Source organism: Jatrophihabitans sp. GAS493 (assembly GCF_900230215.1).
Taxonomy (GTDB): domain Bacteria; phylum Actinomycetota; class Actinomycetes; order Mycobacteriales; family Jatrophihabitantaceae; genus MT45.
This window is the reverse complement of the sequence record NZ_LT907982.1, coordinates 1,712,717-1,738,935: the sequence shown is the minus strand read 5'-3', so window position 1 is coordinate 1,738,935 and position 26,219 is coordinate 1,712,717. Positions and strand designations below refer to the sequence as shown.

Here is a 26,219-nt window from a genome sequence, read left to right as displayed (position 1 = left end):
GTCAGCTAGGTTCGTCGGTCCAGAAGGTGTAGCCGGGCACACCGGCCTCGCAGTACTCGTACGGCACCGGGTTCAGGCACTCGATCAATCCCGTCGTGGTTTCACCGTCGCAGGTTGCTCGCATCAGATGGTCGTCGAAACCGGCGATTCGGATCCGGGTCGCTGGATCGGAGGTGTCGTAGCTGGCGCCGCCTACAACGTCTTCACCCACGTACGTTCCGTGGAAGTAGTTGTTCTCGGGCTCGCCCTTGCCGTCCGGGCCCATGTACATGCCGGTGCGGAGATAGACGGTACGGTTGCCGATCAGCTCGTAGCGGATCGTCTTCGTCTCGCCAGTCAGGAGCCGGTTGACGATCTTCGCCCCGGTCAGCTGCTTGGTCTCGGGATCGAACCGGAGGGCATAGTCCTGGCCGATGATCTGGGTAGCGAGCGGCGAACCACTGTCGAGGTTGTACAGCACCCGGCCGCCCCAGATCGCCCAGTCGGCGAACTCGACCCATTGCCCGACATGGGACGCGCGCGGATCGCAGTCAAGCAGGGCCGGGCCGCCGACCCCGTTGCGGACTCCCCAGTGGTGGTCCCGGCTGCCGGTCGTGCGGCTGGGGTCGAGCACGAAGCAACGGCCGCCGACCCGAATTTCTCCCTCTATCGTGCCGAATGATTCGTAACCGGTGGTCTCCGGCTGGATCCGGCCTGCGCCGGCGTCGGGCCAGTATCGCTGGAAGCGGGCGCGCTTGCGATCACGCCAGACGAGGTCGAACTCGAGGTCCTGCTCGTTCGGCCCGACGCTCAGGTGCCACTGGCGAAACGGCTCCACGACCTCGAACTTGATCGGGCCAACCGCGATGAGGCTGCGATCCTCGGCCAGCGACCGGTGCGCTCGAACCGAGGTATGGCGATTCTCGTAGGAGATCGCGGCGAAACCATCGACCGTGCCCAGGTTCGGATAGAAGCCCATGCCGGTCATGAGAAGGAAATCGCCGTCGACGTCCTGCGCGGAGAACCAGTAGCGCTCGTACGCGCGGGCGTCGCTGGTAGCGACGACCCGGATTGGCTGGCCGATCTGATGAATCGGCAGTTCGTCGAGCCCGCTCAGTGGCGAGTGCTCGGAGGACGGCTTGCGGATGCTCATACGGCCCCGATGTTCGCGGTCAGATACTCGTCGCGCAGCCGTCCCTTGGCCAGCTTGCCGGTGGGGAGCCGCGGCAGCTCGTCGCGGAAGTCGAGTGTTCGAGGCACCTTGTAGCCGGCGAGGTTCTCGTGCGCGAATGCGCGCAGCGCCGTACTCAGATCTTCTGACGGCTCGTATCCGGGTTCGAGCTGCACCGCCGCGTGGACGGACTCGCCCATCTCGGGATTGGGCAGGCCGAACACCGCGACGTCAGCGACCGCGGGGTGGGTGATCAAGCACGATTCGATCTCGGCCGGGTAGATGTTCACCCCACCGGAGATGATCATGAACGCCTTGCGGTCGGTGAGGTACAGATAACCTTCCTCGTCGAGGTAGCCGATGTCGCCAAGGGTGGTCCACTCCGGGTTGACCGGGTGTCGGGTGGACGCCGTCTTGTCGACGTCGCCGAAGTACTCGAACGTCAGGTCGGGGCGGTTGAAGTACAGGGTGCCCAATTGTCCAGGCGGCAACTCCACGCCGAGGTCGTCGCAGATGTGCGGCTCGCCCAGCAGCGGTCGGCCCACCGACCCCGGGTGAGCCAGCCACTCCTGCGCGGTGATGAACGTGAACCCGTTGCCCTCCGTCGAGGAGTAGTACTCGGACACGATCGGGCCGAGCCAGTCGATCATCTGCCGCTTCAGCTCGGGCGGGCACGGGGCGGCCGCATGGATGACCTGCTGAAGGCTCGACAAGTCGTAGCGACGGCGAGCGCTCTCTGCCAGCTTGAGCATCCGCACGAACATCGTCGGTACCACCTGCGAGTGGGTGACGCGGTACTTCTCCACGGTCGCCAGGTACTGCTCGGCGTCGAAGTGCTCCATCACGATCGCCGTGCCGCCGAGTTCATGGACGCCACTGCACCAACCGAGCGGAGCTGCGTGATAGAGCGGTGCCGGGCTGAGGTAGATGGTGCTCGCGTCCATGCCGAGTACGTGCTTTTCCATCGGCGAAACGATGCCGGGCGTCGTGTCGACCCGGGTCTCCGGCAGCGCCCGCATCACACCCTTGGGCCGTCCGGTTGTGCCCGAGGAGTAAAGGAGGAAGTCGCCACGCCACTGCTCGATCAGCGGCTGCGCCGGGTACGCCGCGATGGCCTGCTCGTACGGCTCGAAGCCGGCGACGACACCATCGATCATCAGCCGCGTCGGGCAGGCGTCGAGCTCGAGCAGCATGCGACTTGCGGTCTCGGCCAGTGCCGCCGTCGAGACGAACGCCGACGCACCCGAGTTGCGGACGATGTAGTTGGCCTCCTCAAGGGCCAGATGGCGATTCACGGCGACGAGGTATAGCCCGCTGCGCACCGCGGCCCAGAACACCTCGAAATAGCGGGGATGGTTCTCGGCCAGGACGGCTACCCGGTCGCCGCGACGCAGACCCCGGTCGTAGAGAAGCTGCGCGAGCCGCATCGAGCGCCGGTCGAGCTCGGCGTAGGTAATCGTCTGACCGGACGTCGCCATGATGATCGCCGGGTGGTCGGGGGTCGTCTTGGCGAAGGTTCCGGGATACATCCCGCGTGCTCCCTGTTCCTACGCCGGTTGCCGGTTGGCCGAGCGGTAGGCCTCGACGATCGGCGCGAGTTCGGTGGGCGTCGACCCGTGCAGAATCACACCATCCACGCCGAGGTCAAGCTGGTGCTGGGCGGCCGCTGCGCACTGCGCGGCACTCCCCTCGGCCGCAGCCTCGGACCACTCTGCCGGTATCAGAAGCGCGATCTGTTCGAGTTGGTCGGACGTCGCATGCTGATCGATCGGGTTACCGGCGAAGCCTTGGACAACCTCGCTCGCGCGGAACTGTTCGAGTATCGCGGGGTCCCACTCGTTTGCGGCAACGAGGCCATCGGAGTAACCGGGGATCTGCAGGTAGGTCGCCAGGCGGGCAACCACCTTCATCAGCCGAGCATCGCCATCGGTGCCGGGCGGAATCGTGGCCAGAACGGACCAGACTTTGACGGCATCGGGGTCTCGGCCGGCCTGCTCCGCGGCGGCGCGCACGGCACGCACACAGCGGGCGACAGTCGCATCGGCGAAGAAGGTGTGCAGGACCACCTGGTCGAAGGCACGGCCGCCGAGCGCGCAGGTGGCCGGACCCCAGGCAGTGAGGCCGAGTGGGATGTCCGCGTCGATAGAGGATCCGATCAACCGCAGGACCGGGTACTTGCCGGCCGGCCCGTCGTGGTCCAGCACCGTCTCGCCGTGCCACATGCGGCGCATCAGTCCGGCGAAGTCCTCCATACCGGCGATGGTGATCGCCGGCAGACCGTACGCCTGGAAGACCGGCTTGATGCCGCGGCCGATGCCCAGCGTGAAGCGGCCACCGGTGAGTCGATGCATCGTCGTCGCGTACGAGGCGGTGATCACCGGGTGTCGGGTGGTGTGGTTGGTCGCCGCCGTCGCGATGGCTATCCGCTCCGACACCGCCCCGACGGCCCCTGAGATCGTGCCGGCCTCCTTCGTGTTCCAACGCTCGGAGATGAATACCGCACCGAGACCGATCTGTTCGGCCGTGCGCACTTCGTCGATCAGATCGCGGGGCGTCTCCGTGTGGCCGGCGAGGGTATAGAACCCGAGTTGTGAAATCGCGTCCGTCATCGCGTCAGCGTCCGGAGGGCGTCGAGGTCCAGAATCTGTTGAGTCGCCCGATCGATCATCGACATGAACATCGCGTCGCCGCGCTCGGTTCGCTTCACCGCGACCGACGCTCCCATGCCGACCAGGTAGCCCCAGAACGTAGCCGCGCGGTAGTCGTCCCAGAGTCGCGCTTTGGGGTAGTCGACACCCTGCTCGAGGAGTCGCTGGTGATAACGGTCGAAAAGCTCGCCCTCATGCTTGCGCCGGTCGGGCGGGGTAAGAGCTCCTCCGACGAAGTAGGCGACGTCCAGTACGCCCGGGCCCAACACGATCGTTTGCCAGTCGACGATCGCGGCCGGCTCCGCACCGCCGTGAATGTCGAACAGCACGTTGTCGGGCCGATAGTCGCCGTGCTGGAGTGTCCAGGGCATGGCCCGCTGAAGCTCGAAGAAACTGGGCAGCTGCTCGATCAACCGCGTTCCGACGTCGACCACCGCTGAGTCGAGGATGCCGTCGTACTGCTTGCAGAATACCGGAAACGCCGCCGTCAGCAGTGTCGTCGCGAGTGGGTACATCTGATCGTTGATGTTCAGCCAGGGCAGTTGGGCCAACGCCGGGTCCCCCCAACGTGGACCGTGCAACCTCGCGGCCTCATCGACGACGACCTCGCACCGTTCCAGCGAGCAGCCGGAGATCTGATCGCCCTGTTCAGCCGGTCCGACGTCCTCCATCACGAGTACGAAGTCATCGCCGGACTGGGACACGTCGGCGTACAGGCAGCCGGGCACACGGGTTGCGATGGTCGGCGCGAGTTGTTGATAGAAGCGGACCTCACGCAGGTAGTTCCCCTGCTCGCGGCTGGTGTCGATGCTCGCCTGGTCCTCAGACGTCAGCTTCACGACCACACTGTCGGGGACGTCGACCGGCTCACCCGCGTAGACGGGGATAACGCGGTAGCTGTCGGCCATCTGACCGGTGCCGACTGCGGTCACACTCACGTCGGTGACGAGAACGTTGCGGTGACCGGCACCGCGCAACACGTCGGTCAACCAGGAGGGGGTCAACCCTGATTTCCGCATCTCGCACTCCTTGCGATCGTCAGCCAACCGAATAGTTGGTAACGGCAGCATGCAGCGCAAAAGCCCGCAGGTCAAGAACGTGACCCAGGATCGCCGCCACCGCCGAAGCCGGTCACTCGATCGGACTACTTAACCAACCAGTTGGTTGACGAATGTCGCTCCGGCTACGTAGGATCGCGAGTCGGCGACGGCTCACCATAAAGGGCACCGGTCCGGTCAGAGGAGATGGCGATGACTCAGCACGAAGACAGCATGTTCATCGATGGAGCATGGGCACCGGCCAAGGGAACTGGTCGTTTCCAGGTCATCTCGGCCTCGACCGAGGAGGTCGTCGCCACCGCCGCAGACGGATCAGCCGACGATGTGGATGCCGCGGTCGCAGCGGCGCGCCGCGCGTTCGACGACCCCAGCGGGTGGTCCACCTGGGAGCCGTCCCGCCGGGCCGACGCACTGGAGCGCTTCGCCGACGCGATCGACAAGCGCAAGGATCAGACCGCGCGAGCCGTCACGCTGCAGATGGGGATGCCGACGATGATCGCATCCCTGTCGGAAGCCGTCGCACCGGCGGGACTGCTGCGCTACTACGCTGGGCTCGCACGCTCGGCCCCCGTCGAAGAGGAACGCGTCTCCTACACCGGCGGCAAGACAGTGGTGCGCCGCGTCCCGATCGGCGTCATCGGCGCCATCATCCCGTGGAACTTTCCGCAGACCCTCACGTTCTTCAAGCTCGCACCGGCGCTAGCGGCCGGCAATACCGTGGTGCTGAAGCCGGCGCCGGAGACGATCCTCGACGCCTACCTCATGGCCGAGGCCGCGGCGGAGGCAGGACTACCGCCGGGCGTGGTGAACCTGGTGACCGGAGGACCCGACACCGGCCGGCGCATCGTCGAGCACCCCGACGTCGACAAGGTGGCCTTCACAGGCTCCACCCGAGCCGGGCGCACCATCGGCGAGACGTGCGGCCGAATGCTCCGCCCGGTGACCCTGGAACTCGGCGGCAAGTCCGCGGTGATCGTCCTTGATGACGCCGACCTGTCCACCGAGATGGAGAAGCTGTTCGCGTGCACATTGGTCAATAGCGGCCAGACCTGCATCCTCGGCACGCGGATCCTCGCACCGCGCAACCGCTACGACGAGGTCGTGGGCGCATTCGCTGCGCTGGCGTCCGCGATGCCGGTGGGCGACCCGTTCGATCCAGCAACCGCGCTTGGCCCGCTGGTGAGCCAGCGCCAGCGGGAACGCGTCGAAGGCTACATCGCCGCGGGCAGAACCGAGGCTCGGCTGATCGTTGGCGGCGGGCGCCCCGCAGGACTCGACAAGGGCTGGTACGTCGAGCCGACCGTGTTCGCCGACGTGTCGAACGACGCCACGATCGCCCGTGAAGAGATCTTCGGCCCGGTGCTGTCAGTGATCGCCTACGACGGCGACGACGACGCGATCCGGATCGCCAACGACTCGGAGTACGGCCTGGGCGGCAGCGTATGGAGTGCGGACCCCGAACGCGCCCGCGCCGTAGCCAATCGGATCCGGACCGGATCGGTCGGCGTAAACTACTACAACATCGACTGGTTCGCGCCGTTCGGCGGCGTCAAGCAGAGCGGCATCGGCCGAGAGTTGGGCCCGGAGGGACTGGCGGGCTTCCAGCAGTTGCAGTCCGTGTACTACAGCTAACCGCGCCACCCGCCGCCGGGTTCACACTGTTGACATGGCCCCGACATGTGAGACGATACCAACCAATCAGTTGACATAAACGGCGCCCTTCTTTGCGAGACGCCGCACTTGGAGGCACTGTGTCTGTCGATATTTCCAGCGGTAATGCTTACGGGGGCACCGACGAAGCCTACCCAGGCTATGAAGACATCGTCTGGGACGGCATCCAGCACAGCTACCGCCCCGCCGACGACTGGCTCAGCCGCGTATCGCCGGCGCTGAAGCTCAGCACCAACACGGACGTCGATCTCGACCCCGTGACCTTCGAGGTGCTGCGCAACCGGCTGTGGACGATCAACATCGCGCACGGTGACACGCTGTCGCGGATGTCCGGCTCGCCGATCTTCCAGGCTCTTGACTTCAACATGTCGGTGCTCACCGAAGACGCCGAGATCGTGATGAGCGCGCCCTTCATCCAGTACCTCAACACCGGTTCGCCGCTGGTTGCGCGCTACATCATGGAGCGGTTCAGTGAGTCGCCCGGAATCCACGAGGGCGACATCTTCGTCGGCAACGACCCGTGGATCGGGGCGTCGCACCAGATGGACGTCTGCATCACGATGCCGGTCTTCGTCGACGGCGAGCTGTTCGCCTGGGTGTCCAACGCGGCTCAACAGTACGACCTCGGCGGTATCGTCCCCGGTGGTTGGCCGCAGAATGCTCCGGACGTGCACAGCGACCCGGTGCTGTTCACGCCGTTCAAGCTTGTCGAGCGCGGCGTGATGCGCACGGATCTGGAACAGATGTACCGCCGGCACTCCCGACTGCCGGACATGGTGGCACTCGACCTGCGGGCCCAGCTGGCCGGTTGCCGGTTCGCCGCGCGGCGGCTTCAAGAGACCTGCGCCGAGTTCGGCGCACCGGTCGTCAAGTCGGCGATGCGCCGAATCCTGGACAACGCCCAGGCGGCCTTTGCCGAGAAGCTCGAGCGTCTGCCTGACTGCACGCTGAGCGATGTCCTGTACTTCGACGAGAAGCTGCCCGGCGACCGGACCACCCACCGGGTCCAGTTCAACATCACCAAGCGCGGCTCCAGGCTGACTATCGACAACATCGGTACCGAGGCCCAAAGCGATGGGCCAAACGGCTTCACCTACATGAACTTCGCCGGAATCGTCCTCGGCGTCACTGCACAGACGATCCTCTACGAGCACACCTTCTCCATCGGCGGGGCTCAGCGGCAGATCGATTTCCGCCCGATTCCCGGCCTGTTGAGCTGTTGCGACTACCCGGCCGCGGTCAGCGGCGGCGTGCTGAACATCAGCAGCAGCTACGAACGCCTGCAAAACATGTTCGCGCGACTGCTGGCGACCGATCCGGAACTCAAAGCCGACATCGCCGTCGCCGGTCCGGATTGCCCGCTCACCGTATTGGCCGGGCTGGATGACCGCGGCAACTTCTTCGGTACCGCGGTAACGGCCGCATGTGGTTTCGGTGGCGGGTCACGGTCGTATGCCGATGGGATCGAAACAGCCGGCGCGTCGTACGACCCGTTGATCCGGATGCCGAACGTAGAGGACACCGAAGCCCGCGACCCGCTGCTGATCCTTTATCGCAAGGAGGCCGAGGACACCGGAGGCGCCGGGCGCTGGCGCGGCGGGGTGGGAATGGAGGTCGCCCTCATGACCTACCGCGCCGGCTACGTGGAGATCATCACCAACGCGGGCGGCCAGGGCGTCACGACGAACCAGGCGATGGGCGTCTCCGGCGGCCACCCGTCACCGACCGCACACTACAAGGTGTTGAAGTCGACGAACCTGCCCGAACTGCTCGCGGGCGGCCAGGCGCCGCGTACGGTCGACGAGCTGTCGGTTGCCGAGACGCTGCGGCTTCGTCCGAAGTCCAACGGCACCGCGCTGGCCTCCGACGATGTGCTGCTACTCGTGGTATCCGGCGGCGGCGGCTACGGCGACCCGCTCGATCGCGAACCTGAGCGAGTGGTCAGCGACGTCCAGCGTGGATATGTCTCGAGCGAAGCCGCGCACCTGCTCTACGGCGTAGTAGTGGCGGCCGATGGCGAGTTGGACGCGGCCGCGACCGCGGCTCGGCGCATTCACCTGCTCGACGAGCGGCGGGGCTGGCCGGCGGTGCCGGAGTTCTTCGGTGTACCGGCCGAGCCGCTGTCTTCGGCCGCCACGGGAGAGGATCCGCGGGCGGTACAGGAGTACGTCGTGGCGCGCGACGAGGGCGCCCACCGCGTGCTCGCCTGCGCCCGCTGCGACACGGTGCTCAGTGATTACCGCGCAAACTACAAGTTCGGCCTGCAGATCTGCCAGACCGGGGTCGATGTACTGCCCGGCGTCAGCGATCCGCGGGTGTTCCTGGACGAGGATATGGTCTTCCGGCGGTACTACTGTCCTGGATGCCACACACTGCTGACAACCGAAATAGCGCGCGCGAGCGAGCCGGTGCTTGGGGAGGTACGGTTCCTGTGACCGCGAACGAGAACGTTGGGAATGTTAAAGAGCAGGGTGGCGAATATGTCATCGGCGTCGACATCGGTGGGACCTTCACCGACTGCGTAGTCACCGACAGTCGGGGGCGCATCACGATCGGCAAGGCGTCCTCCACGCCTCCGGATTTCCACCGCGGCTTCATCGACTCAATCGCCGCGGCCGCGCGTCGCCTGGACCTCACCGCGGCCGACTTGATCGCCCGGGCCGGCTCGATCGTCCACGGCTGCACTGTCGGCACCAACGCCCTGGTCGAAAAGCGCACCGCGAAAGTCGCGCTGTTGACCACCGCCGGGCATCGCGACACCGTGTTCTTCATGCAGGCCGGCAACCGGCTTGCGGGCCTGGACCCGCGCGAGATCGCGCATCTGGCCGGACAGACCAAACCGGAGCCACTGGTTCCCAAGTCGCTGGTCGCGGAGATCACCGAGCGCATCGCGACGGACGGCCGCATCATCGTCGGCCTCGACGAGCAGGCCGCCCGCGCCACCGTCCGGCGACTGGCCGCCGACGGCGTGGAGGCTTTCGCCATCACCCTGCTGTGGTCGACGGCGAACGACATCCACGAGCGGATGCTGGCCAACATCGTTCGCGAGGAGGCGCCGGACGCGTTCGTCTCGGTGAGCTCGGAGGTCGTGCCCCGGCAAGGCGAGTACCAGCGAGCAATCGCCACGCTCATCAACGCAATGATCGGACCAGTGACCAGTGCGTACCTCGGCCAACTCGGTGAGCAGCTCGCGGGCCTCGGCTATGGAGGCGCACTGTCGATCATGAGCTGCACCGGGGGCCTCATCGAAGCCGCCCGCGCCCGCACGCTGCCGCTGCTCACCATCGGGTCCGGGCCGGTCGCCGGCCTGATCGGCGCCGGAAAGCTAGCCCGGGCCTCGGCCGGCGAGACGGACCTGGCGTCAGTCAACGTCCTCACCGGAGACATGGGTGGTACGACGTTCGACGTCGGAATCATCCGCGGCGGCCTGCCAGTGACGCGCTCCACGACGCGATACGGCCAATTCGAATACTTCGTGCCCACTCTCGACGTCCGCTCGGTCGGCGCCGGTGGTGGCAGCATCGTGGCCTACGACGAGCAGACCCGCAGCCTGCGGGTGGGCCCACGAAGTGCCGGTGCGGTGCCGGGACCGGCGGCGTATCTGCGCGGTGGCACGGAAGCGACAGTGACCGACGCCGACCTGGTTCTCGGCTACCTCAACCCCGAATACTTCCTCGGCGGAGACTTGGCGCTGGGCGGCAAGGCTGCGCACGACGCGCTGGAGCGGGCCGGCCGGCCGCTCGGATTTACCGCAGCCCAGACCGCCGCCGCGGCGGCTCGCATCGTCGACGACCAGATGGCCGACGCGATCCGTCTGTCGAGCGTGCACCAGGGATACGACCCGCGTTCGTGTGTCATGTACGCCTACGGGGGCGCCGGCGCGGTGCACTGCCCGGCGGTGGCGCGCCAGCTTGGCATCCGTACCGTGGTCATGCCGCTGGGCGACCTGGCGGCCGGCTGGTCGGCGTTCGGTGTCGGTGCCGCCGACGCGATGCTCGTCCAGGATGCACCGGTCAGCTTCGCATCACCGTTCGACGCCCAGTTGCTCAACGGGGCATGGAAGCAGCTCGAGGAACAGGTCTGGGCCGCCGTCCCGCCGGCAATGCGCGAGGCGGGAGTGACTCTGGACCGCTTCGTCGAGATGCGCTACTCGCTACAGGTCAACGAGCTGCGGGTGCCCGCGCCCGGGGGGACGTACGGGCCGGCAGAGGTTGCTTCCTTGACGGCCAGTTTCGAGCAGGAGTACGAGCGGCTCTTCGGTGAGGGGAGCGGCTACGCCGCTGCCGGATTTGTCATCACGTCTCTGCGGGTCAGCGCGCGGGCGCAGATCACCTCGTTCGAACTCACCGCCGCCGGCGCCGGCGAGGCCTACGACCTCCAGCCGAGCTCGCACCGCGACGTGCTGTGGTACGAGCTGGGGAGCACGCCTATCGCCACACCGGTGTACTCAGGACAGAACATCACCAGCGGCGCGAGGGTCACCGGACCGGCGATCGTGGAGTTCGTGGACACGACCCTGGTGCTTCGGCAAGGCCAGAGTGCGATCGTCGACGCCTGGAACAGCATTGTGATCGAGGCCTGACATGTCCATGTTCATCGAAACGATCAAGCCGGAGCATGAGTGCCGGCACGTCCCGGACAGCGATCCGCAGTACAACGAGAGTACGTACTACAACTTCGCGTCGTTGGACTCCGGTGTGGTCGGTTGGCTGCGCGTCGCCGTGCAACCCAACCAACCGTCCGGCCAGGCTACTGGGCTGGTGTTCCTGCCGTCAGGCGACACACTGCTGTCCTTCGAACGCACGCGGACGTTCGGGTCGGAGCAGCTCGCCGTCGGCTCGATCAGCATCGAGGTGCTGGAGCCGCACCGCCGGCAACAGCTCACCTTCGACGGCACCATGTCGGTGTTCACCGACCCGCGGGTGCTGAGCAGCCCGCGTCAGGCACTGGCCGACGCACCCGTGCAGAAGGTCCGGATCGACCTGGCCAACGTCGCCGACGGCGCCTCGTTCGGGACGAACGGCGACGACCCCGGCAACTTCCTGGAGGAGACGCTCGCCCTCGGTCATTACGAGCAGTTCGGTCGGCTCGACGGCCGGATCCTGATCGGAGATCAGGTGTTCGAGGTGCAGGGCGGTGGGCTCCGCGATCACTCGTGGGGACCGCGCGACTGGACCGGGCCCCTCTTCCACCGCTGGATCACCGCGATCCTCGACGACGGTACGCAGATCATGACGCTGGAGGTGGGCCGCCGTGACGGCAGCCTGACCCGGCGAGCCGCCATCACGAAGGACGACCAGGTGTACGAGGCGATCCTGCGTGGCCTGACCATCGACTGGACCGATGATGGTTATATTCGTTCGGTGATCAGCGACGTCGACGGTCCCGGCGGCGAGCTGGCACTCACCGCTGTCGCCCGCAAGCCGGAGCGATTCGTCCCGCTGCGCCACCTTAAGGAGCTCGAGGACGGCAGCACCCAGGTCACCCGGATCGGCTACGCCGCGTACGACTTCGAGACCAACGACGGCCGGCACGGCCTGGGCATCGTCGAAGTGCTCGACCAGCTCGTCGACGGCCTACCGATCGGGATGCAGAGCGGCCGGTGACCGGCTGACGGTTGGCCTGTGGCCACCAATGGTGAAGGCCGGCAACCTAGTGGTTGCCGGCCTTCGACGTTCGCGGCCGAACTAGCGACCGGCCGAGCCGGACGTCAGATCGTCTTCGGTGGCATTCGGGCCGCCGCGTCGAGCCGGATCGATTCGCCGTTGAGGTAGTCGTTGGTGAGCAGCTCGTAGGCCAGCGAGGCGAACTCCTCCGTGCGCCCGAAGCGACGGGGGAAGACGATGTCCTCGGTGAACTTGGCAATGATCTCCTCCGACTTCGGCCCGGTTCCGTAAGCCGGAGTAAGGAAATAGCCCGGCAGGATCGTGTTGATCCGGATTCCCACAGCACCGAGGTCACGCGCGATCGGCAGCGTCATGCCAACGATTCCGGCCTTGGCGCTGGAGTAGGCGGCCTGGCCGATCTGGCCGTCCTCGGCAGCTACCGAGGCGGTGTTGACGATTGCCCCGCGTACTCCGGAGTCCAGTGGTTCGAGACGGCTCATCGCGGTTGCCGCGATGCGGATCATGTCGAACGTGCCGACCAGGTCGATGTCCAGGACCCGTCTGTAGCTGTCCAGGTCGTGCGCGGACTCGTACCTGCCATCGCGGCCGATGGTGCGGGCCGGGATACCTATGCCAGCGCAATTCACGGCGGAACGAAGCGGCGCGGCGGCGGCGGCGGCCTCGACAGCGGCGATGATGTCGTCGGTGTCGGTGACGTCGACGCGGCAGAAGATGCCGCCGACCTCATCGGCCAGCGCCGTTCCGCGTTCGGACTGCAGATCGGCGATGACGACTGTCACGCCCGCCTTGGCCAGTCGGCGGACCGTGGCCTCGCCCAGCCCGGACGCGCCGCCGGTGACGACGGCGCTCGTTCCCTCGAGATTCATGGTGTCGTCCTGTTCATAGCAGTTCGAGGATGGTTGCGTTGGCCATGCCGCCACCCTCGCACATGCTCTGCAGGCCGTACTGGATGCCGTTGTCGACCATGTTGTGTACCAGTCGGGTCATCAGGATTGCCCCTGAACCACCCAAGGGGTGACCGACCGCGATGGCACCGCCCAGCGGGTTGAGGTTCTTCGGGTCGGCGCCGGTCTCGACCTGCCACGCCAGCGGGACCGGTGCGAAGGCCTCGTTGATCTCGAATGCACCGATCTCGTTGATCGACAGGCCGGAACGGGCCAGCGCCTTGGCCGTCGCCGGAATCGGGCCGGTGAGCATGATGACCGGATCACTGCCGGCGACCGCGAACGTGTGCAGGCGGACCAGTGGCTTCAGCCCGAGTTCGGCCGCCTTCTCGCTGGTTGTGATCAGGAGCGCGCCGGAGCCGTCGGAGATCTGCGAGGAATTGCCGGCGTGGATGACACCGTCAGATTTGAATGCGGGTTTTAGACCGGCGAGGACGTCAAGGGATGTCCCGCGACGCAATCCCTGGTCGACGGTCAGGCCGGTACCGGGGATCTCGACATACTGCTCGGTAAAGGCGCCGGCGTCGATCGCAGCGGCCGTGCGCTCGTGGGACTGTACAGCGTATTCGTCGAGCTGACTGCGCGAAAAACCCCACTTTTCCGCTACCATCTCGGCGCCGACGCCCTGGTTTGGCTCATCGGGGTAGCGCTGGCTGAACAGCGGACCGTACGGCGCGCCATAGGCCGGGTCGGCCATCGACGCGCCCATGGGGACCATCGTCATGCTCTCGACGCCACCGGCGACCACGACGTCGCACTGGCCGGAGACAACCGCTGCCGCGGCGAAGTGCACCGATTGCTGCGACGAGCCGCACTGCCGGTCCACGGAGGTGCCGGGCACGGTCTCGGGGAAGCCGGCAGCCAGCGCCGCCAGCCGAGCCGGATTCAGCGACTGACCGCCCACCTGCTGCACGCAGCCCCAGATGACGTCGTCGATGACGGCCGGGTCGATCCCAGTCTTATTCACCAGACCCTGAAGCACGTAGGCCGACAGGTCGATCGGATGTACGTTGGCATACGCACCGTTCCGCCTGCCGATCGGCGTCCGAACCGCGCCGACGATGACCGCATCCCGCATATTTCACCTCATGTTCGTCGTCTTTGACAGGGCAGACGACCGTGGGTTATAACCAACCGGTTGGTTGATCTAAGATCCGAACGTAGCAGCCACCCAGCCGCAGGTCAACGAGAAGGGCAATTGCCATCGAAGTCACCGGGACACTGCAGAAACAGGCCTGGGCCGACCGAGTACTGCCGCCGGTGGAGCTGGTGCGCCCTGGCCTCTGGTCGGTCCCCACCGTCTTCCCCGACAACCCGCTGCGCTACGTCCTCAGCTACGCCATGCAGTACGCGGGCGGTATTGCCCTGGTCGACACCGGCTGGTCAAGCGAAGCATCCTGGGAGGGGCTCGTCAGCGGACTCGGCTCGGTCGGCTGGTCGATCGGGGACGTCAAGGCGATCCTGGTGACTCACGCTCACGGAGACCACTACGGCCTGGTGCGCCGCATCAGGCAACACAGCGACGCCTGGGTCGCCCTACACCCGGCCGACCTCGAAATGCAGGCACGTGTGGGCACGCCCGAGGAGTACTGCCGCGAGGAGGCGGAGTGGTTTCGTCGGCGCGGCGGCGTCACCGGCGATTTCGAATTGCTGGTCGGCGACGCCGACACTTTCGAGGACATGAAAATCGCGCCCGACCGCCTGCTCTCCGACGGCGACCGGCCGCTCGGTCCTGGAACCAGCCTGATCTCGGTCTGGACCCCGGGGCACACGCCCGGCCACACCTGCTTCTACGACTCCGGGACCGAGGTTCTCCTGACCGGAGACCACTTGCTGCCCCGGATCACCCCCAATATCAGCACGAGTCCCTTCCTGCCGACCGAGGGTCTCAGCGACTACCTGGCCTCGCTGGAGAAGCTGCTGACACTGCGAGCCGATGAGGTACTTCCTGCGCACGAGTACCGGTTCCGCGGCCTGCGGCAACGGGTTCACGACGTCATCACCCATCACCAAGAACGACTAGCCGAGGTGCTGCGGGCGTTGCACGACACCCCGGGACTGAGCACCGCCGAGGTGTCCGGACTGCTGCACTGGAGCCGGCCATGGGAGCAGATGCGCGGCGTACAGCGGCGGTTCGCGATGGGCGAGGCGCATGCGCATCTGCTGTACCTGGAGCGCCGCGGATACCTGCGCAATACCGGGACGGATATCGACAGCTGGTTCGCAGTGCGCGACGATGAGCCGGTCCTGATTTAAGCGGCCTTCCCGGACTCTGCTGGCCAGCGGAGTCCGGGAAGGCCGGTATCAGTCACTCTGTTCCGGAGAGTGCCTCTGCCAGATCGGCATCGAGCGCGTCGGTGGCCTCGGTGGCTTCGCCCATGTAGGCAACCCGCACCTCCGCGTTCGCGGAGACCTCCGCGGGCGTGCCTACGGCCAGCGTCGACCCGAGGGTCAGCACCTGAATGCGATCACATACCGACATCACCAGCTCGAGGTGATGCTCCACGAGAACGACGCCCATGCCCATGTCCTTGGCCAGACGCCGGATCAGGTCATCCAGCTCGCCCAGCTCGTGCTGGCCGAGCCCCGCGGCCGGCTCGTCCAGCAGCACCACAGACGGCGACTTCGCGACACAGCGCGCGATGCCGGCCAGACGCCGGACGGCGAAGGGCAGGTCGCCCGGCAGCTGGTTGAGATAGGGCGCGAGGCCGAACATCTCGACCGCAGCCTCAGTGGTGGGCGATAGCTTGCTACCGCGGGGCGCGAGGATGTCGCGCAGGTAGCTGATACCCGCGGCGCCCTCGGCGCCGACCGAGAGGTTCTCGGCCAGGCTGAGGTCGTCGAAGAGTTCGATCGCTTGGAAGGATCGCGACAGGCCACGGGCCGCTCGCTTATAAGCTGAGTAGCCGGCCAGTTCCACCCCGCCGAGCTTGATCGAGCCACTGGCGTTCACGAACCCGGTGATGGCATCGATTGCCGTGGTCTTGCCGGCGCCATTCGGGCCGATGAGACCGAGCACCTCGCCCGGCTGGACAGTCAGCGCCACGTCCCGAACCGCCTGCACCCGGCCGAAGGACACGGATAAGCCGGTTACCTCCAGCGGCAGGGGCTCTACCCGATCGGTCTGGCGGAGCCTGGTGATACTGGTGCGGCGGCCCGCGACAGCGTCTGCGCCGACCGCCGGAGCAGTGGCGTCGGTCGGTTCCGGCACCTCCACCGACTCAGGTGTGTGCGCGGCCTCGCCCACCTCGGCGGGTGCCGTTTTGATCAGCTTGCGAAGCAGCATCCGGACACTGTCGATTGTCCCCGGCACGAGTCCGCTCGGGTTCAGCACGAGGGTCAGCATGAGTGCCAGCCCGCTGATCAGCGGCAGGTACTTGTCGATTTGGGTGAAACCGAGCCAGTTCGAGAGGATCCCGCCGGTGGCGATGATCCCCGCGACAAAGGCGCCGCTGGCATAGCCGACCGCGCCGAGGACAACGGAGCCCACCAGCAGCAGCGACGCCAGCGGAGAGAACGTCAGGAACGTGACGGTGCCGGTCTGGAACTGGCTCAGCACACCGTAGGCGCCGGCGAGAAAGGCCGAGACCGAGAACGCGTAGAGCTTGGCACCCCACACACTTATGCCAAGCGACGCGGCGGCTCGCTCGTTCCCGCGTACGGCCAGAAGCCGGCGCCCTGAGGAGCTGCGTCGGATGTTGACGACGGCGATGCCCGCCACCAGCAGTACGACGATCACCAGGCTGGCATAGCGGGCCGGGTGCAGATCCGAGTCCAGCGACCATCCGAACAAGTTCGGCGTTCCGGTGGTCATTCCGGTGAAGCCACCGGTGTAGTCGGAGTTGCTGAAGATCAGGTCCTGAACGACCACGCCGAGGCCCAGGGTGGCCGCGGCGAGATTGGCGCCGCGGGTGCGTAGGGCGGGCATGGCGACGAGCAGTCCGACCGGCACCGCCGCCACAGCGCCGACGAGCAGGCATGGCACCAGGGACCAACCCCACGATTCGGCGACGTGAGCGGCCAGCAGGCAGGAGATCCCGGCGAGCGCGTACGGGGCGAGGTTGAGTTGACCCGCAAAGCCCATCACCACCACGATCGAGAGTCCGATCAGCGCGATCAGCGCCGTAGTCTCCACCGGAGCGATCCAGGACTGCGGACCGACGTTGACGAACACGAAGGCAAGGACGCACACGGTCACTATGCCGGTGCGCCCGAATCGGGCGCTGCCGACCTTGGGCAGCCGCTCCAACATCGTGTCACGGGTCGGCAGGCTGCCTCCGCGTACGACACAGAGCACGACGATCGCGATGAAGGGCACAGCCTCCGGCCAGCCCGGCGTGTGCACGTAGTTCTGCACAATCGACTCGGCGGCACCGATGGCCAGACCCGCCGCAAAAGTACCGGGGAACGACACGAAGTTGCCGGCGATGGCTGCCGCCAGGGCAGGGACGACGAGCATCGTCAGGGTGGAGATCTGCAGGCCGGTCAACGGTACGACCAGGCAACCACAGAATCCGGCGAGGCCGCAGCCGATCGCCCAGTTCACCATGGCCAACCGCGCCGGTGAGTGACCGAGGCTGGCTACCGCGACCGGGTTCTGCGATACACCCGTGGTCAAACGGCCCAACTGGGTGAGGTGGTAGACCAGCCAGAGGATCGCGGTCACGACGGCGCCGATGCCGACCAGAATGAGCCGGTCCGCGCCGACACTGGCATCATGCCAGAGGTGGACCGCCCCATTGGGCAGGAAGCTCCGAACGATCGTGCCCTCCGTCCCGTAGTGCAGCGAGATCGCCGACTCCAGCGTGATCAGCAGACCGAGCGTGGCCGAGACCCGAGCCAGCGGCGAGGCCTGATGCATCGGGCCCATCACCAGCAGCTGGACCAACACACCGAGCACGGCCGCAAGCAACGTCGTGACGATCAGGGCCACCCATGACGGCCAGCCGTGGGTGATGGAGAGGTTCACGAAGGTGTACGCACTGGCCATCGCGATCGCGCCCTGGGCAAAGTTGAGCACCCGGGACGTGCGGTAGATGACGATGATCCCCTGTGCCAGCAGCCCGTAGACCGCACCGGCACCGAGCCCGAGGATCAGATAAAGGAAGAAGTTCATGTCAGCCTTTCACTGGGCCGTTCGCAGGTACAGGTGCTCGATGTCGGATTGGTGGTTGCGGTACTCGGCCGACTGACCGGTCAGAGCGATCGACCCACCGTGCAGTACGGCGAAGCGATCGGAGATCGCGAGCGCGCGACGCAGGGTCTGCTCGACGACAACTACCGCCGTGCCGTTTTCGGTGGCCTGGCGCAGCATCCCGCAGATCCGGTCGACGACTTGAGGGGCCAAACCCTGGGACAGCTCGTCGATCACGACGATCTGGGCGCCGCGCGACAGAGCCCGGTAGACGGTCAACAGTTGCTGTTCACCGCCGGAGAGCAGGCCTGCTCGGCGCTTGAGCAACGGCGCCAGGACGGGGAAGTCCGCCGCGGCCTGGGTATCTGACACCGCCGCGATGCGCAGGTTGTCGCGGGCCGTGAGCCCCGGGATGATCGAGCGGTCGTCAGCGACGAACGACAGGCCTTGGCGACTGCGCTTGTGCAGCGGTTGGCTGGTCTGCTCGCCGTACATGGCGACGTGGCCCGAGACGGGCTTCAACAAGCCGACCAGCGTCTGGACGAGCGTTGTCTTTCCGGCCCCGTTGGCCCCCATCAGTGCTACCAGCTCGCCCCGATTCACCTGCAGATTGAGGTCGCGGGCGACCGTGAGATCGCCGTAGCCGATGCATAGGTCACGTGCAGCGAGCACCTCGTCGGCACGATGTTCGCCGAGGCCGCCGGTGCGGCTGACGTCAGATAGCGCAGTCATAGGTCGTTCATCCTTTACCTGACCAGTTGGTTGGGTACAGCCACTCACATTCAGGTCGACTATGTCAAGCGTCACACGGGTTTAATGCTCGATTGCATCGAATCTCGGACGGCGGTCCGACGGACTTTCCCAGACGCCGTCACCGGCAGTTCGGCCACGAATCGCCAGGTTCTGGGGATCTTGAAGTGCGCCACTCGATCGGCCAGGAACGCTTCGAGCTCAGCGGGATCCCGGTCGCCGACGGTGACGACGCTCGCGGCCACCTGCTCGCCCAAGTGCGGATCGTCGAGCCCGACCACCGCACAGGCGAGGACATCGGGGTGCTCCCCGAGCGCGGCCTCAACCTCGGCCGGGTAGATGTTCTCGCCGCCGCGGATGATCACCTCCCGCAGCCGGCCCCGGATGGTCAGATAGCCGTCGGCGTCGAACGATCCGAGATCGCCCGTACGCAACAGACCATCGGCGCGCAGCGTCTGCGCAGTCTGCTCAGGCATGCGGAAGTAGCCCTCCATGACCATGGGCGAGCGCACTAGAATCTCCCCGGTTTCGCCGACCGGCACCTCCTCTCCGGTGCGGGCATCGACGATGCAGATCTCGGTCTCTTCGGCGGACTGTCCGGCGGTCGTAGCCACCCGCTCGGGCGCGTCGGTGGCCGCGGTGTTCGAGATCAACGGGCACTCGGACTGGCCGTAGGTAACCATGACCACCGCCCCGACCTCGTCGCGTATGCGGCGGACGAGGGCCGGGCTGATGTCGGTGCCGCCCAGCGCAACCATCCGCAGCCCGCTGACGGCCGCCGCCGCGTCCGGGCGGTCCAGGACGCGCTCGACCATGGTCGGCACCCCACCGAGCTGCGTGACCTGAGCAGCGGTGAGCAGACGCACCGACTCCTCGGCGTTGAACGAGTCGGTAACCACGAGGGCGCTGCCGGTCGTCAACGCGCCGAGCAGCACGAACACCGATCCGCCAACGTGGTGGAACGGCACGCTGTTCAGCGTCACATCCGCGCTCGACGTCGTCGGCCGCAGCCGCAGGAAAGCACTGTTGACGGCCGCCCGATGGGTCAGGACGGCGCCCTTGGCCCGGCCAGTCGTCCCCGAGGTGAACTGGATCAGGAAGGGCTCACCCGGCGCCACATCGAGAAACGCGTCCGAGGCCGCTGCGACCGAGCCGTCGACCAGTGGACTCAAGTCGGCCAGAGCGCGGACCGGTGGAGCTCCCGGCAGCCTCTCGGCCCGCTCCAGCAATGGCGCTGCGCGCCCCCCGGAGCCTGCGAAGACGAGGGCTGGTTCGACCAGCTCGGTTGCCGAGCTGGCCTCCGCGTCGGTCCAGGCGGTGTTGTACGCCACCAGCACAAGCCCGCGCGCGGCGCAGGCGTACTCGACCAGGACCCACTCGACCGAATTCGCGCCCCAGACCACCACCCGCTCCCCGCGAGGCAGATGGTCGAGCTGATGCGCGACGGCGTTCACCGCGGCCGCCAGTCGGCCATAGGTCATGCGCCGCAGGATGCCGTCACCGCCGCCGTCACCGTCACCGCCGCCCGGGCCACGGTCCATCCAGGCCAGCGCAGTGGCGTCACCACGGGTTTTCGCCTGCCGGAGCAGGATCTGCCCGACCGATTCGGTCAACAACGAGCTCTCGTCCATGATGGTCCTTCATCGTCAGGCCTGAGTCAGCGCCGCTCCAATTACTAACTGGTCGGTTGGTTATACTCGCTCCGGTCTGCGAATCCGTCAACCAAGGAGCACCCGGCGATGAGCGATCTGGTCCTGTCGGAGCGCCCTGCGCCCGGCGTAGTCGTACTGACGCTGAACCGGCCCGCGAAGAAGAACGCGATCTCGCGGGCCCTCCTGCTGGATCTCAGCGATGCGATCAAGGACGCAGCCGCCGCCGGCGAGACACGGGCCATCGTCCTGACCGGTGCCGACCCGGCGTTCTGCGCGGGTGTCGACTTGGCCGGCATCGCAGCGGGCGACGACTTCCCCGCCGAGGCGATTCACACCTTCCGGCACACTCCGGTACCGCTGATCGGGGCGGTGAACGGGGCTGCGATCACCGGCGGCCTCGAACTCTGCTTGGCCTGCGACTTCCGGATTGGCAGCGAGCGTGCGAGCTTCGCCGACACCCACGCCCGGCTCGGTTTCACACCGGCTTGGGGCATGAGTACTCGGCTTCCGGAGGCGGTCGGCCAGGCCTGGGCCCGGCAGATCTCGCTTGCCGGCACCGTCGTCGACGCGCCGACGGCACTGCGCATCGGGCTGCTCAACGAACTGCTGCCGCACGAGCAACTACTGCCACGGGCGATCGAGCTGGCCTCAGCTATCGCCGCCACCAGCGCCGCCCCGTCGGGCGAGGTGCGGGCGCTCTTCGACCTGACCCGCGATCAGTTCGGCGACGCCGCCGACCGGCGCGAACAGGCGCTGGCCGCCGGCCTCATCGCCTCATTGCGGGACCGCGGCTGACTCGGCCGCGAACCGCTGACCGAGCTGGATCGCGAGCTCCCAGGCGACGTCCCGCGGACCGCCGATCGACAGCACCGGCACGGTGACGCCGGCCGCGACGTACTCACGGGTACGGCTCCACACCGCATCCGCGTCGCCGGTGATGAACAACTCGTCGACCACCGATTCGGGAACGGCGGCGAGCGCGGCCGCGCGGTCACCGGCCCGCCATGCCTGCCACATCGCCTCCAGCGCCGGTCCGCGGCCGAGCCACTGCTGATACGCCGCGTATACGCCGGTGTTCAGGTACGCCGTGACGTGCCGCCGGGCCGCGTCGCGGGCGAACGCGACGTCATCGCCGGCGACGACGAACAGCCGGGCCACGACGTCGCCGCCCGGATTGTGATCGAGCACGTACGGCACAACCCGCGCGACGTCGGCTGGGCTGAGCCAGTTGAGGATGACGCCGTCGGCCTCCTGTCCGGCCAGCCTGAGCATTCGCTCGCGCAACGCCGCCACCAGCACGCGTGGGCGCCGTTCGGGAGCACGGTCTAGGCGGAATCCGTCGATCGAGAACGTATCGCCTCGGTAGCTGACCCGTTCGCCGGTGAAGGCCAAACGCAGGAATCGCACAGTGTCGCGGACCCTCTCGAATGGTTTGACGAACTGCGCGCCGTGCCAGCCCTCTACCATCGTCTTACTCGATGCCCCGACGCCGACGTGGACGGGATGCGGGCTCAGTTCGGCAACGGCGAGAGCGTTCATGGCCAGCAATGCAGGGCTACGCGAGAAGACCCCGGCGATAGAGGTGCCCAGCTGCAATTGGGGCTGCGACAGGGCGGAGACCAATAGTGGCGCGAAGGCGTCGGTTGCGGCCAATTCGCTCGTCCAGGCGTCGGAGTATCCAGCGGCTGCGAGCTTGGCCAGCACCGCCGGCAGCACGTCGAGTCGGTCGTCGCCGAACGGCAGCGTCATACCCAGGCGCCGAACCAGTTGAGCCATCGATGCCTCCATCCCATCATCTGGTTGTCCCGGTCCGTCCGATTCATCACGACTACTTGACGGACACCGGCCGCCTTGACACGATACCAACCGAGTAGTCGGGTACGGTCTCGTCGACAGCATTGCTACGTATGAGGTCTGGGCCGGCTGCGGTTCGCACCTCCACAGCTCGACTCCCGAAGCAGGTATCACGTGCCGATCGATCTCACCCGGGCGCTGCCCTCGATTCCTCGCCAGCTCGATGTGCACTGGCGGCCCGACGACGTCCTGCTGTACCAGCTGGCGATCGGCTACGGCAACCCGCCGACGGATGCCCGACAGCTGAGCTATGCGACGGAACCGCACCTGCAGGTCCTTCCGACGTTCGCCGTCGTCGCGCCTTCGCTGCGCGAGACGCAGCCTCCGGGCCTGGACTGGCCGGGGATCGACATAAACCTGTCGAAGATCCTGCACGGAAGCCAGCGCATCGAGATCAACGCCCCACTACCGACCTCGGCCGAGGGCGTCGCCTCGACGCACATCGCGGCGATCCAGGACAAGGGCTCAGCTGCCGTGATCGAGCTGGCGACCGATGTCACCGACGGCGACGGCGGCCACCTGTGGACCTCGACGATGCGGATCTTCGCCAGAGGTGAAGGCGGCTTCGGCGGAGATCGCGGGACCACACTGAGTATCACCGCCCCCGAACGTTCCCCCGATGCGGTGTTCGACACGGAGACCCTCCCCCAGCAGGCACTGCTGTACCGCCTGCTGGGGGACCGAAATCCACTGCACAGCGATCCTGAGTTCGCCAGGAGGGTTGGCTTTGAGCGACCCATTCTGCACGGCCTGGCCACGTACGGCATCGTGCTGAAAGCGGCGGTCACACACCTCCTCGACGGCAACGCCGACGGTGTCCGGGTATATGAGGGCATCTTCACCGGCATCGTGCTGCCCGGCGAGACGATCCGCACGAAGGCATGGCGGGAGGGCAACAAGATCACGCTGATCAGCAGTGTGCCGCAACGCGACGACGCCTCGGTTCTGAATGCCGAAGTCATAGTGGCGGGGCGATGACCTCCCTGACTCTCGATGAGGCCGTGCCCGCGGGGATCACGGCCTGGCTGGCCGACATCCTTCCCGACGCCGTCGGACCGTTCACGTTCTCACGAATCGCCGGCGGCTACAGCATGCTGACCTACCGCGTCACCGACATCGCCGGTCATGTGTGGGTGCTGCGGCACCCGCCGTCCGGCAACCACTCTGGCGGCGCACACGACACCGGTCGCGAAGCCCGCGCAATGGCGGCCCTGGCGGCTACGCCGGTACCCGTTCCGCGGGTGCGCTACACCGGAACGGCTGACAGCCCGCTGGGCCTCCCGTGCCACATCACCGATTTTGTCGAGGGGTACGTCATCGACGACGAGCAGAAGGCTCGAACCCTGCTGTCACCCGATGCGCTGAACTCGGCGACGATGAACATCGTCGACACCCTCGCCACACTGCACCGGGTCGACCCGGACGAGGTCGGACTGGGTGACCTCGGGCCGCGCGCGAACTACCTGAGTCGGCAAATGCGGCGCTGGCTATCGGTGGCCAACGAGGCGCGTATCCCCGAAACCGAGAAGCAGGTCGAGCTGATGAACTCGCTCGGAGAGACTCTGCGCAGGCGACAGCCCGAGGACACCGCACCGCGGATCGTGCACGGTGACTACCGGCTCGGCAACGCAATCGTCGGCGATGACGGAGAGGTGCGGGCACTCCTCGACTGGGAGCTCGTCACCCTCGGCGACCCGCTGGCCGATCTGGGGCTGTTGGCGGCCTTCTGGAACCCCCCGGCCGAAGCCGTCCTGGGTGCCCGCATGCCGACTGGGTCGGCCGGCTCAATCTCGCTGGGAGCGGCCCTCGACCGGTACGTGTCGCTCACCGATACCGATCTGGACCAGGTGGGCTACTACCATGCCTTCGCCTGCTGGCGGTTGGCCGGCACGGGGTTGCGCGCGGCCAAGCGCTACCAGTCAGGCGTGATGAACGATGACACAGATATCACCAAGTTCGGGATCGCGGCCGGGACCTGGCTCGGGATCGCGGGCGACCTGCTCGCCGGTAACTGACGGGAATCCGTCACACCCTGGGGAAAGTACGGCGCAGCTCATGCTTGAGCACCTTGGCCGTCGCATTGCGGGGCAACGGTTCCGGTCGGATCCACCACACAGTCGGGACCTTGAACGTCGCCACGCTGCTGGCGACCTTGGCCCGCAATTCGGCTTCGTTGAGGGTCAGGCCGTCCCGTGGCACGACCACGGCGGCGACGATCTCGCCCAGATCGGGATCCGGCAGGCCAACCACGGCCACGTCGGCGACGTCCGGGTGAGAGGCGATCACGGTCTCCACCTCGACGGAGTACACGTTTTCGCCGCCCCGGATGACCACATCCTTCTCCCGGTCCAGGATGGTGAGGTAGTGATCCGCGTCGAGCGCGCCGACGTCGCCGGTACGGAACCAGCCGTGGACCATGGACTCGGCCGTCGCCTCGGGGTTGCGCCAGTATTCAGAGATCACCTGCGGGCCGCGTACCCAGATCTCACCCGGCTCGCCGAGCCCGGCTTCCCGATTCTCGTTGACGATGCGGACCTCGGCGCCCGGCACCGCTGGGCCCGCGCTGGCCGGCCGGGCGAAGTAAGACGAGCCGATGTGCTGAGTCACCGACGACGTCGTCTCGGTCAGGCCGTACCCGTGATTGATGAGTGAATCGGGGCCGATTGCCGCGGCCAGGGCATCGGCGAGTTCACCCGCACCAGGCCCGCCGCCGACGCCGGCACCACTTAGCGTCTCCAACCGCTGGCCACTGGCGGCGGCCGCTTCAAGCAGCCGGCGCAGCACCGTAGGGACCGCCGAGATGTTGGTAACCTCCTCGTCGGCGAACAGCCGCAGCGCGTCCTCCGAGTCCCACTTGTACATCAAGACCTGCTTCACTCCGCCCGCCGCGGAACAGTAAAGCGAGGAGATCCCGCCGATGTGGAACATCGGCAACGTGTTGAGCAGAGTGGGCTGTGCCGTGGGCCGCGCTGCGGGCGGCCGCGACGCAGTCAGAGCCGCCAATTCGGACTGGTAGCCAGCTGTCATGATCAACGCGAGATGGTTGCGCGACGTCGCGACGGCGCCCTTCGGATGTCCCGTTGTGCCGGAGGTGTAGATGATGGTCGCCGGATCGTCCGAGGACAGCTCGGGTGCGGGGGGCAGGCCGTCGTAACCCGCGCCGGCGGCGAGGGCCTGCTCCCAGTCGAGCACGCCCGCCGGCAGCTCGCCCTCGTGGCGCGTCACTATCACCTGGGGCACGCCCAGGTCCTCGAGCGCCTCGCCGAGGCGCTCGAATCGCTCGCCGTCGACGATCAGCAGCTGCGGTTCGGCGTTGTCCAGGCCGGTGCGCAGCTCCGACTCCGACCACCAGGCGTTCAGCGGAACGGCGATCGCGCCGAGCACCTGGGCGGCCCAGAATGCCACGATGTACTCGGGCAAGTTGCGCATCAGTAGCGCGACCCGGTCGCCACGGGAGATCCCGAACCGCTCCCGCATCGCCCAAGCGAGCTCGCCGACGCACACGTAGAGCTGACCGTAGGTCAGGCGCTCGTCCTGGTAGACGATGGCATCACGGTCGGCATACACCCCCGTCGCGACGAAGATGTCCCGCATATGCCTGGGCGCGTTCTTGTACCGCCGCAGCGAGCGGCCATCCACGACCACGTCTTCGAGTTCGTAGCGCGCTCCGGGCGAGGTAAGCACCGCGGCCGCCTCGGCGACGGTAAGGGGTCGGGTTACGTCGGACATGG

General features: G+C 66.9%; 19 protein-coding genes. 8 read left to right on the top strand and 11 right to left on the bottom strand.

Annotation, left to right across the window (positions count from 1 at the left end):
• Nucleotide 1: 1 nt before the first annotated feature.
• The 4 genes from CPH63_RS07855 to CPH63_RS07840 are packed head-to-tail and all read right to left on the bottom strand — an operon-like array spanning nt 2 to nt 4,817.
• A complete protein-coding gene (locus CPH63_RS07855; protein WP_096302393.1) occupies nt 2-1,132 on the bottom strand; it encodes a hypothetical protein in 1,131 nt (376 codons plus the stop codon).
• Nucleotides 1,129-2,679, bottom strand: coding sequence for an acyl-CoA synthetase (locus tag CPH63_RS07850; protein ID WP_096302392.1), 1,551 nt, complete (start codon nt 2,677-2,679; stop codon nt 1,129-1,131). The genes CPH63_RS07855 and CPH63_RS07850 overlap by 4 nt, the downstream gene beginning before the upstream one ends.
• A gap of 18 nt (nt 2,680-2,697) precedes the next feature.
• A complete protein-coding gene (locus tag CPH63_RS07845) occupies nt 2,698-3,759 on the bottom strand; it encodes a TIGR03857 family LLM class F420-dependent oxidoreductase (protein ID WP_096302391.1) in 1,062 nt (353 codons plus the stop codon).
• Nucleotides 3,756-4,817 carry a phosphotransferase family protein gene (locus CPH63_RS07840; protein ID WP_157749372.1) on the bottom strand — a complete coding sequence of 354 codons (1,062 nt, stop codon included), beginning with the start codon at nt 4,815-4,817 and terminating at the stop codon, nt 3,756-3,758. The genes CPH63_RS07845 and CPH63_RS07840 overlap by 4 nt, the downstream gene beginning before the upstream one ends.
• 231 nt (nt 4,818-5,048) lie before the next feature.
• Between CPH63_RS07840 and CPH63_RS07835 the strand changes: the two genes are divergently transcribed.
• From CPH63_RS07835 to CPH63_RS07820, 4 genes are all read left to right on the top strand, one after another.
• Nucleotides 5,049-6,488: an aldehyde dehydrogenase gene (locus CPH63_RS07835; RefSeq protein ID WP_096305013.1), complete on the top strand. Its 1,440-nt coding sequence runs from the start codon at nt 5,049-5,051 to the stop codon at nt 6,486-6,488.
• Nucleotides 6,489-6,607: 119 nt separating this feature from the next.
• Nucleotides 6,608-8,962 carry a hydantoinase B/oxoprolinase family protein gene (locus tag CPH63_RS07830; RefSeq protein ID WP_172892181.1) on the top strand — a complete coding sequence of 785 codons (2,355 nt, stop codon included), beginning with the start codon at nt 6,608-6,610 and terminating at the stop codon, nt 8,960-8,962.
• A complete protein-coding gene (locus CPH63_RS07825; RefSeq protein ID WP_172892180.1) occupies nt 8,959-11,109 on the top strand; it encodes a hydantoinase/oxoprolinase family protein in 2,151 nt (716 codons plus the stop codon). The genes CPH63_RS07830 and CPH63_RS07825 overlap by 4 nt, the downstream gene beginning before the upstream one ends.
• A 1-nt stretch (nt 11,110) precedes the next feature.
• The gene (locus CPH63_RS07820) at nt 11,111-12,133 is read left to right on the top strand and encodes a hypothetical protein (RefSeq protein ID WP_096302387.1); all 1,023 of its coding nucleotides are present in this window, start codon (nt 11,111-11,113) and stop codon (nt 12,131-12,133) included.
• A 104-nt stretch (nt 12,134-12,237) separates the two neighbouring features.
• Here the strand turns inward: CPH63_RS07820 and CPH63_RS07815 are convergent, their stop codons facing one another.
• Together CPH63_RS07815 and CPH63_RS07810 are read right to left on the bottom strand one after the other, a co-directional pair.
• Nucleotides 12,238-13,020 carry an SDR family NAD(P)-dependent oxidoreductase gene (locus CPH63_RS07815; protein ID WP_096302386.1) on the bottom strand — a complete coding sequence of 261 codons (783 nt, stop codon included), beginning with the start codon at nt 13,018-13,020 and terminating at the stop codon, nt 12,238-12,240.
• Between the two features lie 13 nt (nt 13,021-13,033).
• A complete protein-coding gene (locus CPH63_RS07810) occupies nt 13,034-14,176 on the bottom strand; it encodes a thiolase family protein (RefSeq protein ID WP_096302385.1) in 1,143 nt (380 codons plus the stop codon).
• Nucleotides 14,177-14,358: 182 nt separating this feature from the next.
• On the opposite strand from CPH63_RS07810, the gene CPH63_RS07805 reads away from it, so the two are divergent.
• Complete coding sequence (locus tag CPH63_RS07805) at nt 14,359-15,354, top strand: MBL fold metallo-hydrolase (RefSeq protein ID WP_206745664.1); 996 nt, start codon at nt 14,359-14,361, stop codon at nt 15,352-15,354.
• 52 nt (nt 15,355-15,406) lie between these two features.
• Here CPH63_RS07805 and CPH63_RS07800 read toward each other — a convergent pair whose 3' ends face one another.
• The 3 genes from CPH63_RS07800 to CPH63_RS07790 all read right to left on the bottom strand — a co-directional run bounded on the left by CPH63_RS07800 (nt 15,407) and on the right by CPH63_RS07790 (nt 20,613).
• Nucleotides 15,407-18,214, bottom strand: a complete 2,808-nt coding sequence (locus tag CPH63_RS07800) for an ATP-binding cassette domain-containing protein (RefSeq protein ID WP_096302383.1) — start codon at nt 18,212-18,214, stop codon at nt 15,407-15,409.
• Between the two features lie 9 nt (nt 18,215-18,223).
• Entirely contained in the window at nt 18,224-18,964 is a 741-nt protein-coding gene (locus CPH63_RS07795; protein ID WP_096302382.1) for an ABC transporter ATP-binding protein, read from the bottom strand.
• A 71-nt stretch (nt 18,965-19,035) separates the two neighbouring features.
• The gene (locus CPH63_RS07790) at nt 19,036-20,613 is read right to left on the bottom strand and encodes a class I adenylate-forming enzyme family protein (protein ID WP_096302381.1); all 1,578 of its coding nucleotides are present in this window, start codon (nt 20,611-20,613) and stop codon (nt 19,036-19,038) included.
• A 108-nt stretch (nt 20,614-20,721) separates the two neighbouring features.
• On the opposite strand from CPH63_RS07790, the gene CPH63_RS07785 reads away from it, so the two are divergent.
• The gene (locus tag CPH63_RS07785) at nt 20,722-21,429 is read left to right on the top strand and encodes an enoyl-CoA hydratase-related protein (protein WP_096302380.1); all 708 of its coding nucleotides are present in this window, start codon (nt 20,722-20,724) and stop codon (nt 21,427-21,429) included.
• Here the strand turns inward: CPH63_RS07785 and CPH63_RS07780 are convergent.
• Nucleotides 21,409-22,410, bottom strand: a complete 1,002-nt coding sequence (locus tag CPH63_RS07780; RefSeq protein WP_206745663.1) for an LLM class F420-dependent oxidoreductase — start codon at nt 22,408-22,410, stop codon at nt 21,409-21,411. The two genes, CPH63_RS07785 and CPH63_RS07780, sit on opposite strands and share 21 nt — an antisense overlap.
• Nucleotides 22,411-22,602: 192 nt before the next feature.
• On the opposite strand from CPH63_RS07780, the gene CPH63_RS07775 reads away from it, so the two are divergent.
• Together CPH63_RS07775 and CPH63_RS07770 are read left to right on the top strand one after the other, a co-directional pair.
• Nucleotides 22,603-23,466: a MaoC/PaaZ C-terminal domain-containing protein gene (locus CPH63_RS07775; RefSeq protein WP_096302378.1), complete on the top strand. Its 864-nt coding sequence runs from the start codon at nt 22,603-22,605 to the stop codon at nt 23,464-23,466.
• Nucleotides 23,463-24,503 (top strand): phosphotransferase family protein, encoded by a 1,041-nt coding sequence (locus CPH63_RS07770; RefSeq protein WP_157749371.1) that lies wholly within the window; start codon nt 23,463-23,465, stop codon nt 24,501-24,503. The genes CPH63_RS07775 and CPH63_RS07770 overlap by 4 nt, the downstream gene beginning before the upstream one ends.
• A gap of 10 nt (nt 24,504-24,513) precedes the next feature.
• Here CPH63_RS07770 and CPH63_RS07765 read toward each other — a convergent pair whose 3' ends face one another.
• Nucleotides 24,514-26,217, bottom strand: a complete 1,704-nt coding sequence (locus tag CPH63_RS07765) for a class I adenylate-forming enzyme family protein (protein WP_096302376.1) — start codon at nt 26,215-26,217, stop codon at nt 24,514-24,516.
• Nucleotides 26,218-26,219: the final 2 nt, after the last annotated feature.

Bases quoted from the DNA above. Each gene is read 5' to 3' on its own strand.
- CPH63_RS07855 (WP_096302393.1), bottom strand. From the start codon at position 1,132: ATGAGCATCCGCAAGCCGTCCTCCGAGCACTCGCCACTGAGCGGGCTC.
- CPH63_RS07850 (WP_096302392.1), bottom strand. From the start codon at position 2,679: ATGTATCCCGGAACCTTCGCCAAGACGACCCCCGACCACCCGGCGATC.
- CPH63_RS07845 (WP_096302391.1), bottom strand. From the start codon at position 3,759: ATGACGGACGCGATTTCACAACTCGGGTTCTATACCCTCGCCGGCCAC.
- CPH63_RS07840 (WP_157749372.1), bottom strand. From the start codon at position 4,817: ATGCGGAAATCAGGGTTGACCCCCTCCTGGTTGACCGACGTGTTGCGC.
- CPH63_RS07835 (WP_096305013.1), top strand. From the start codon at position 5,049: ATGACTCAGCACGAAGACAGCATGTTCATCGATGGAGCATGGGCACCG.
- CPH63_RS07820 (WP_096302387.1), top strand. From the start codon at position 11,111: ATGTCCATGTTCATCGAAACGATCAAGCCGGAGCATGAGTGCCGGCAC.
- CPH63_RS07815 (WP_096302386.1), bottom strand. From the start codon at position 13,020: ATGAATCTCGAGGGAACGAGCGCCGTCGTCACCGGCGGCGCGTCCGGG.
- CPH63_RS07810 (WP_096302385.1), bottom strand. From the start codon at position 14,176: ATGCGGGATGCGGTCATCGTCGGCGCGGTTCGGACGCCGATCGGCAGG.
- CPH63_RS07800 (WP_096302383.1), bottom strand. From the start codon at position 18,214: ATGAACTTCTTCCTTTATCTGATCCTCGGGCTCGGTGCCGGTGCGGTC.
- CPH63_RS07795 (WP_096302382.1), bottom strand. From the start codon at position 18,964: ATGACTGCGCTATCTGACGTCAGCCGCACCGGCGGCCTCGGCGAACAT.
- CPH63_RS07790 (WP_096302381.1), bottom strand. From the start codon at position 20,613: ATGGACGAGAGCTCGTTGTTGACCGAATCGGTCGGGCAGATCCTGCTC.
- CPH63_RS07785 (WP_096302380.1), top strand. From the start codon at position 20,722: ATGAGCGATCTGGTCCTGTCGGAGCGCCCTGCGCCCGGCGTAGTCGTA.
- CPH63_RS07780 (WP_206745663.1), bottom strand. From the start codon at position 22,410: ATGGCTCAACTGGTTCGGCGCCTGGGTATGACGCTGCCGTTCGGCGAC.
- CPH63_RS07770 (WP_157749371.1), top strand. From the start codon at position 23,463: ATGACCTCCCTGACTCTCGATGAGGCCGTGCCCGCGGGGATCACGGCC.
- CPH63_RS07765 (WP_096302376.1), bottom strand. From the start codon at position 26,217: ATGTCCGACGTAACCCGACCCCTTACCGTCGCCGAGGCGGCCGCGGTG.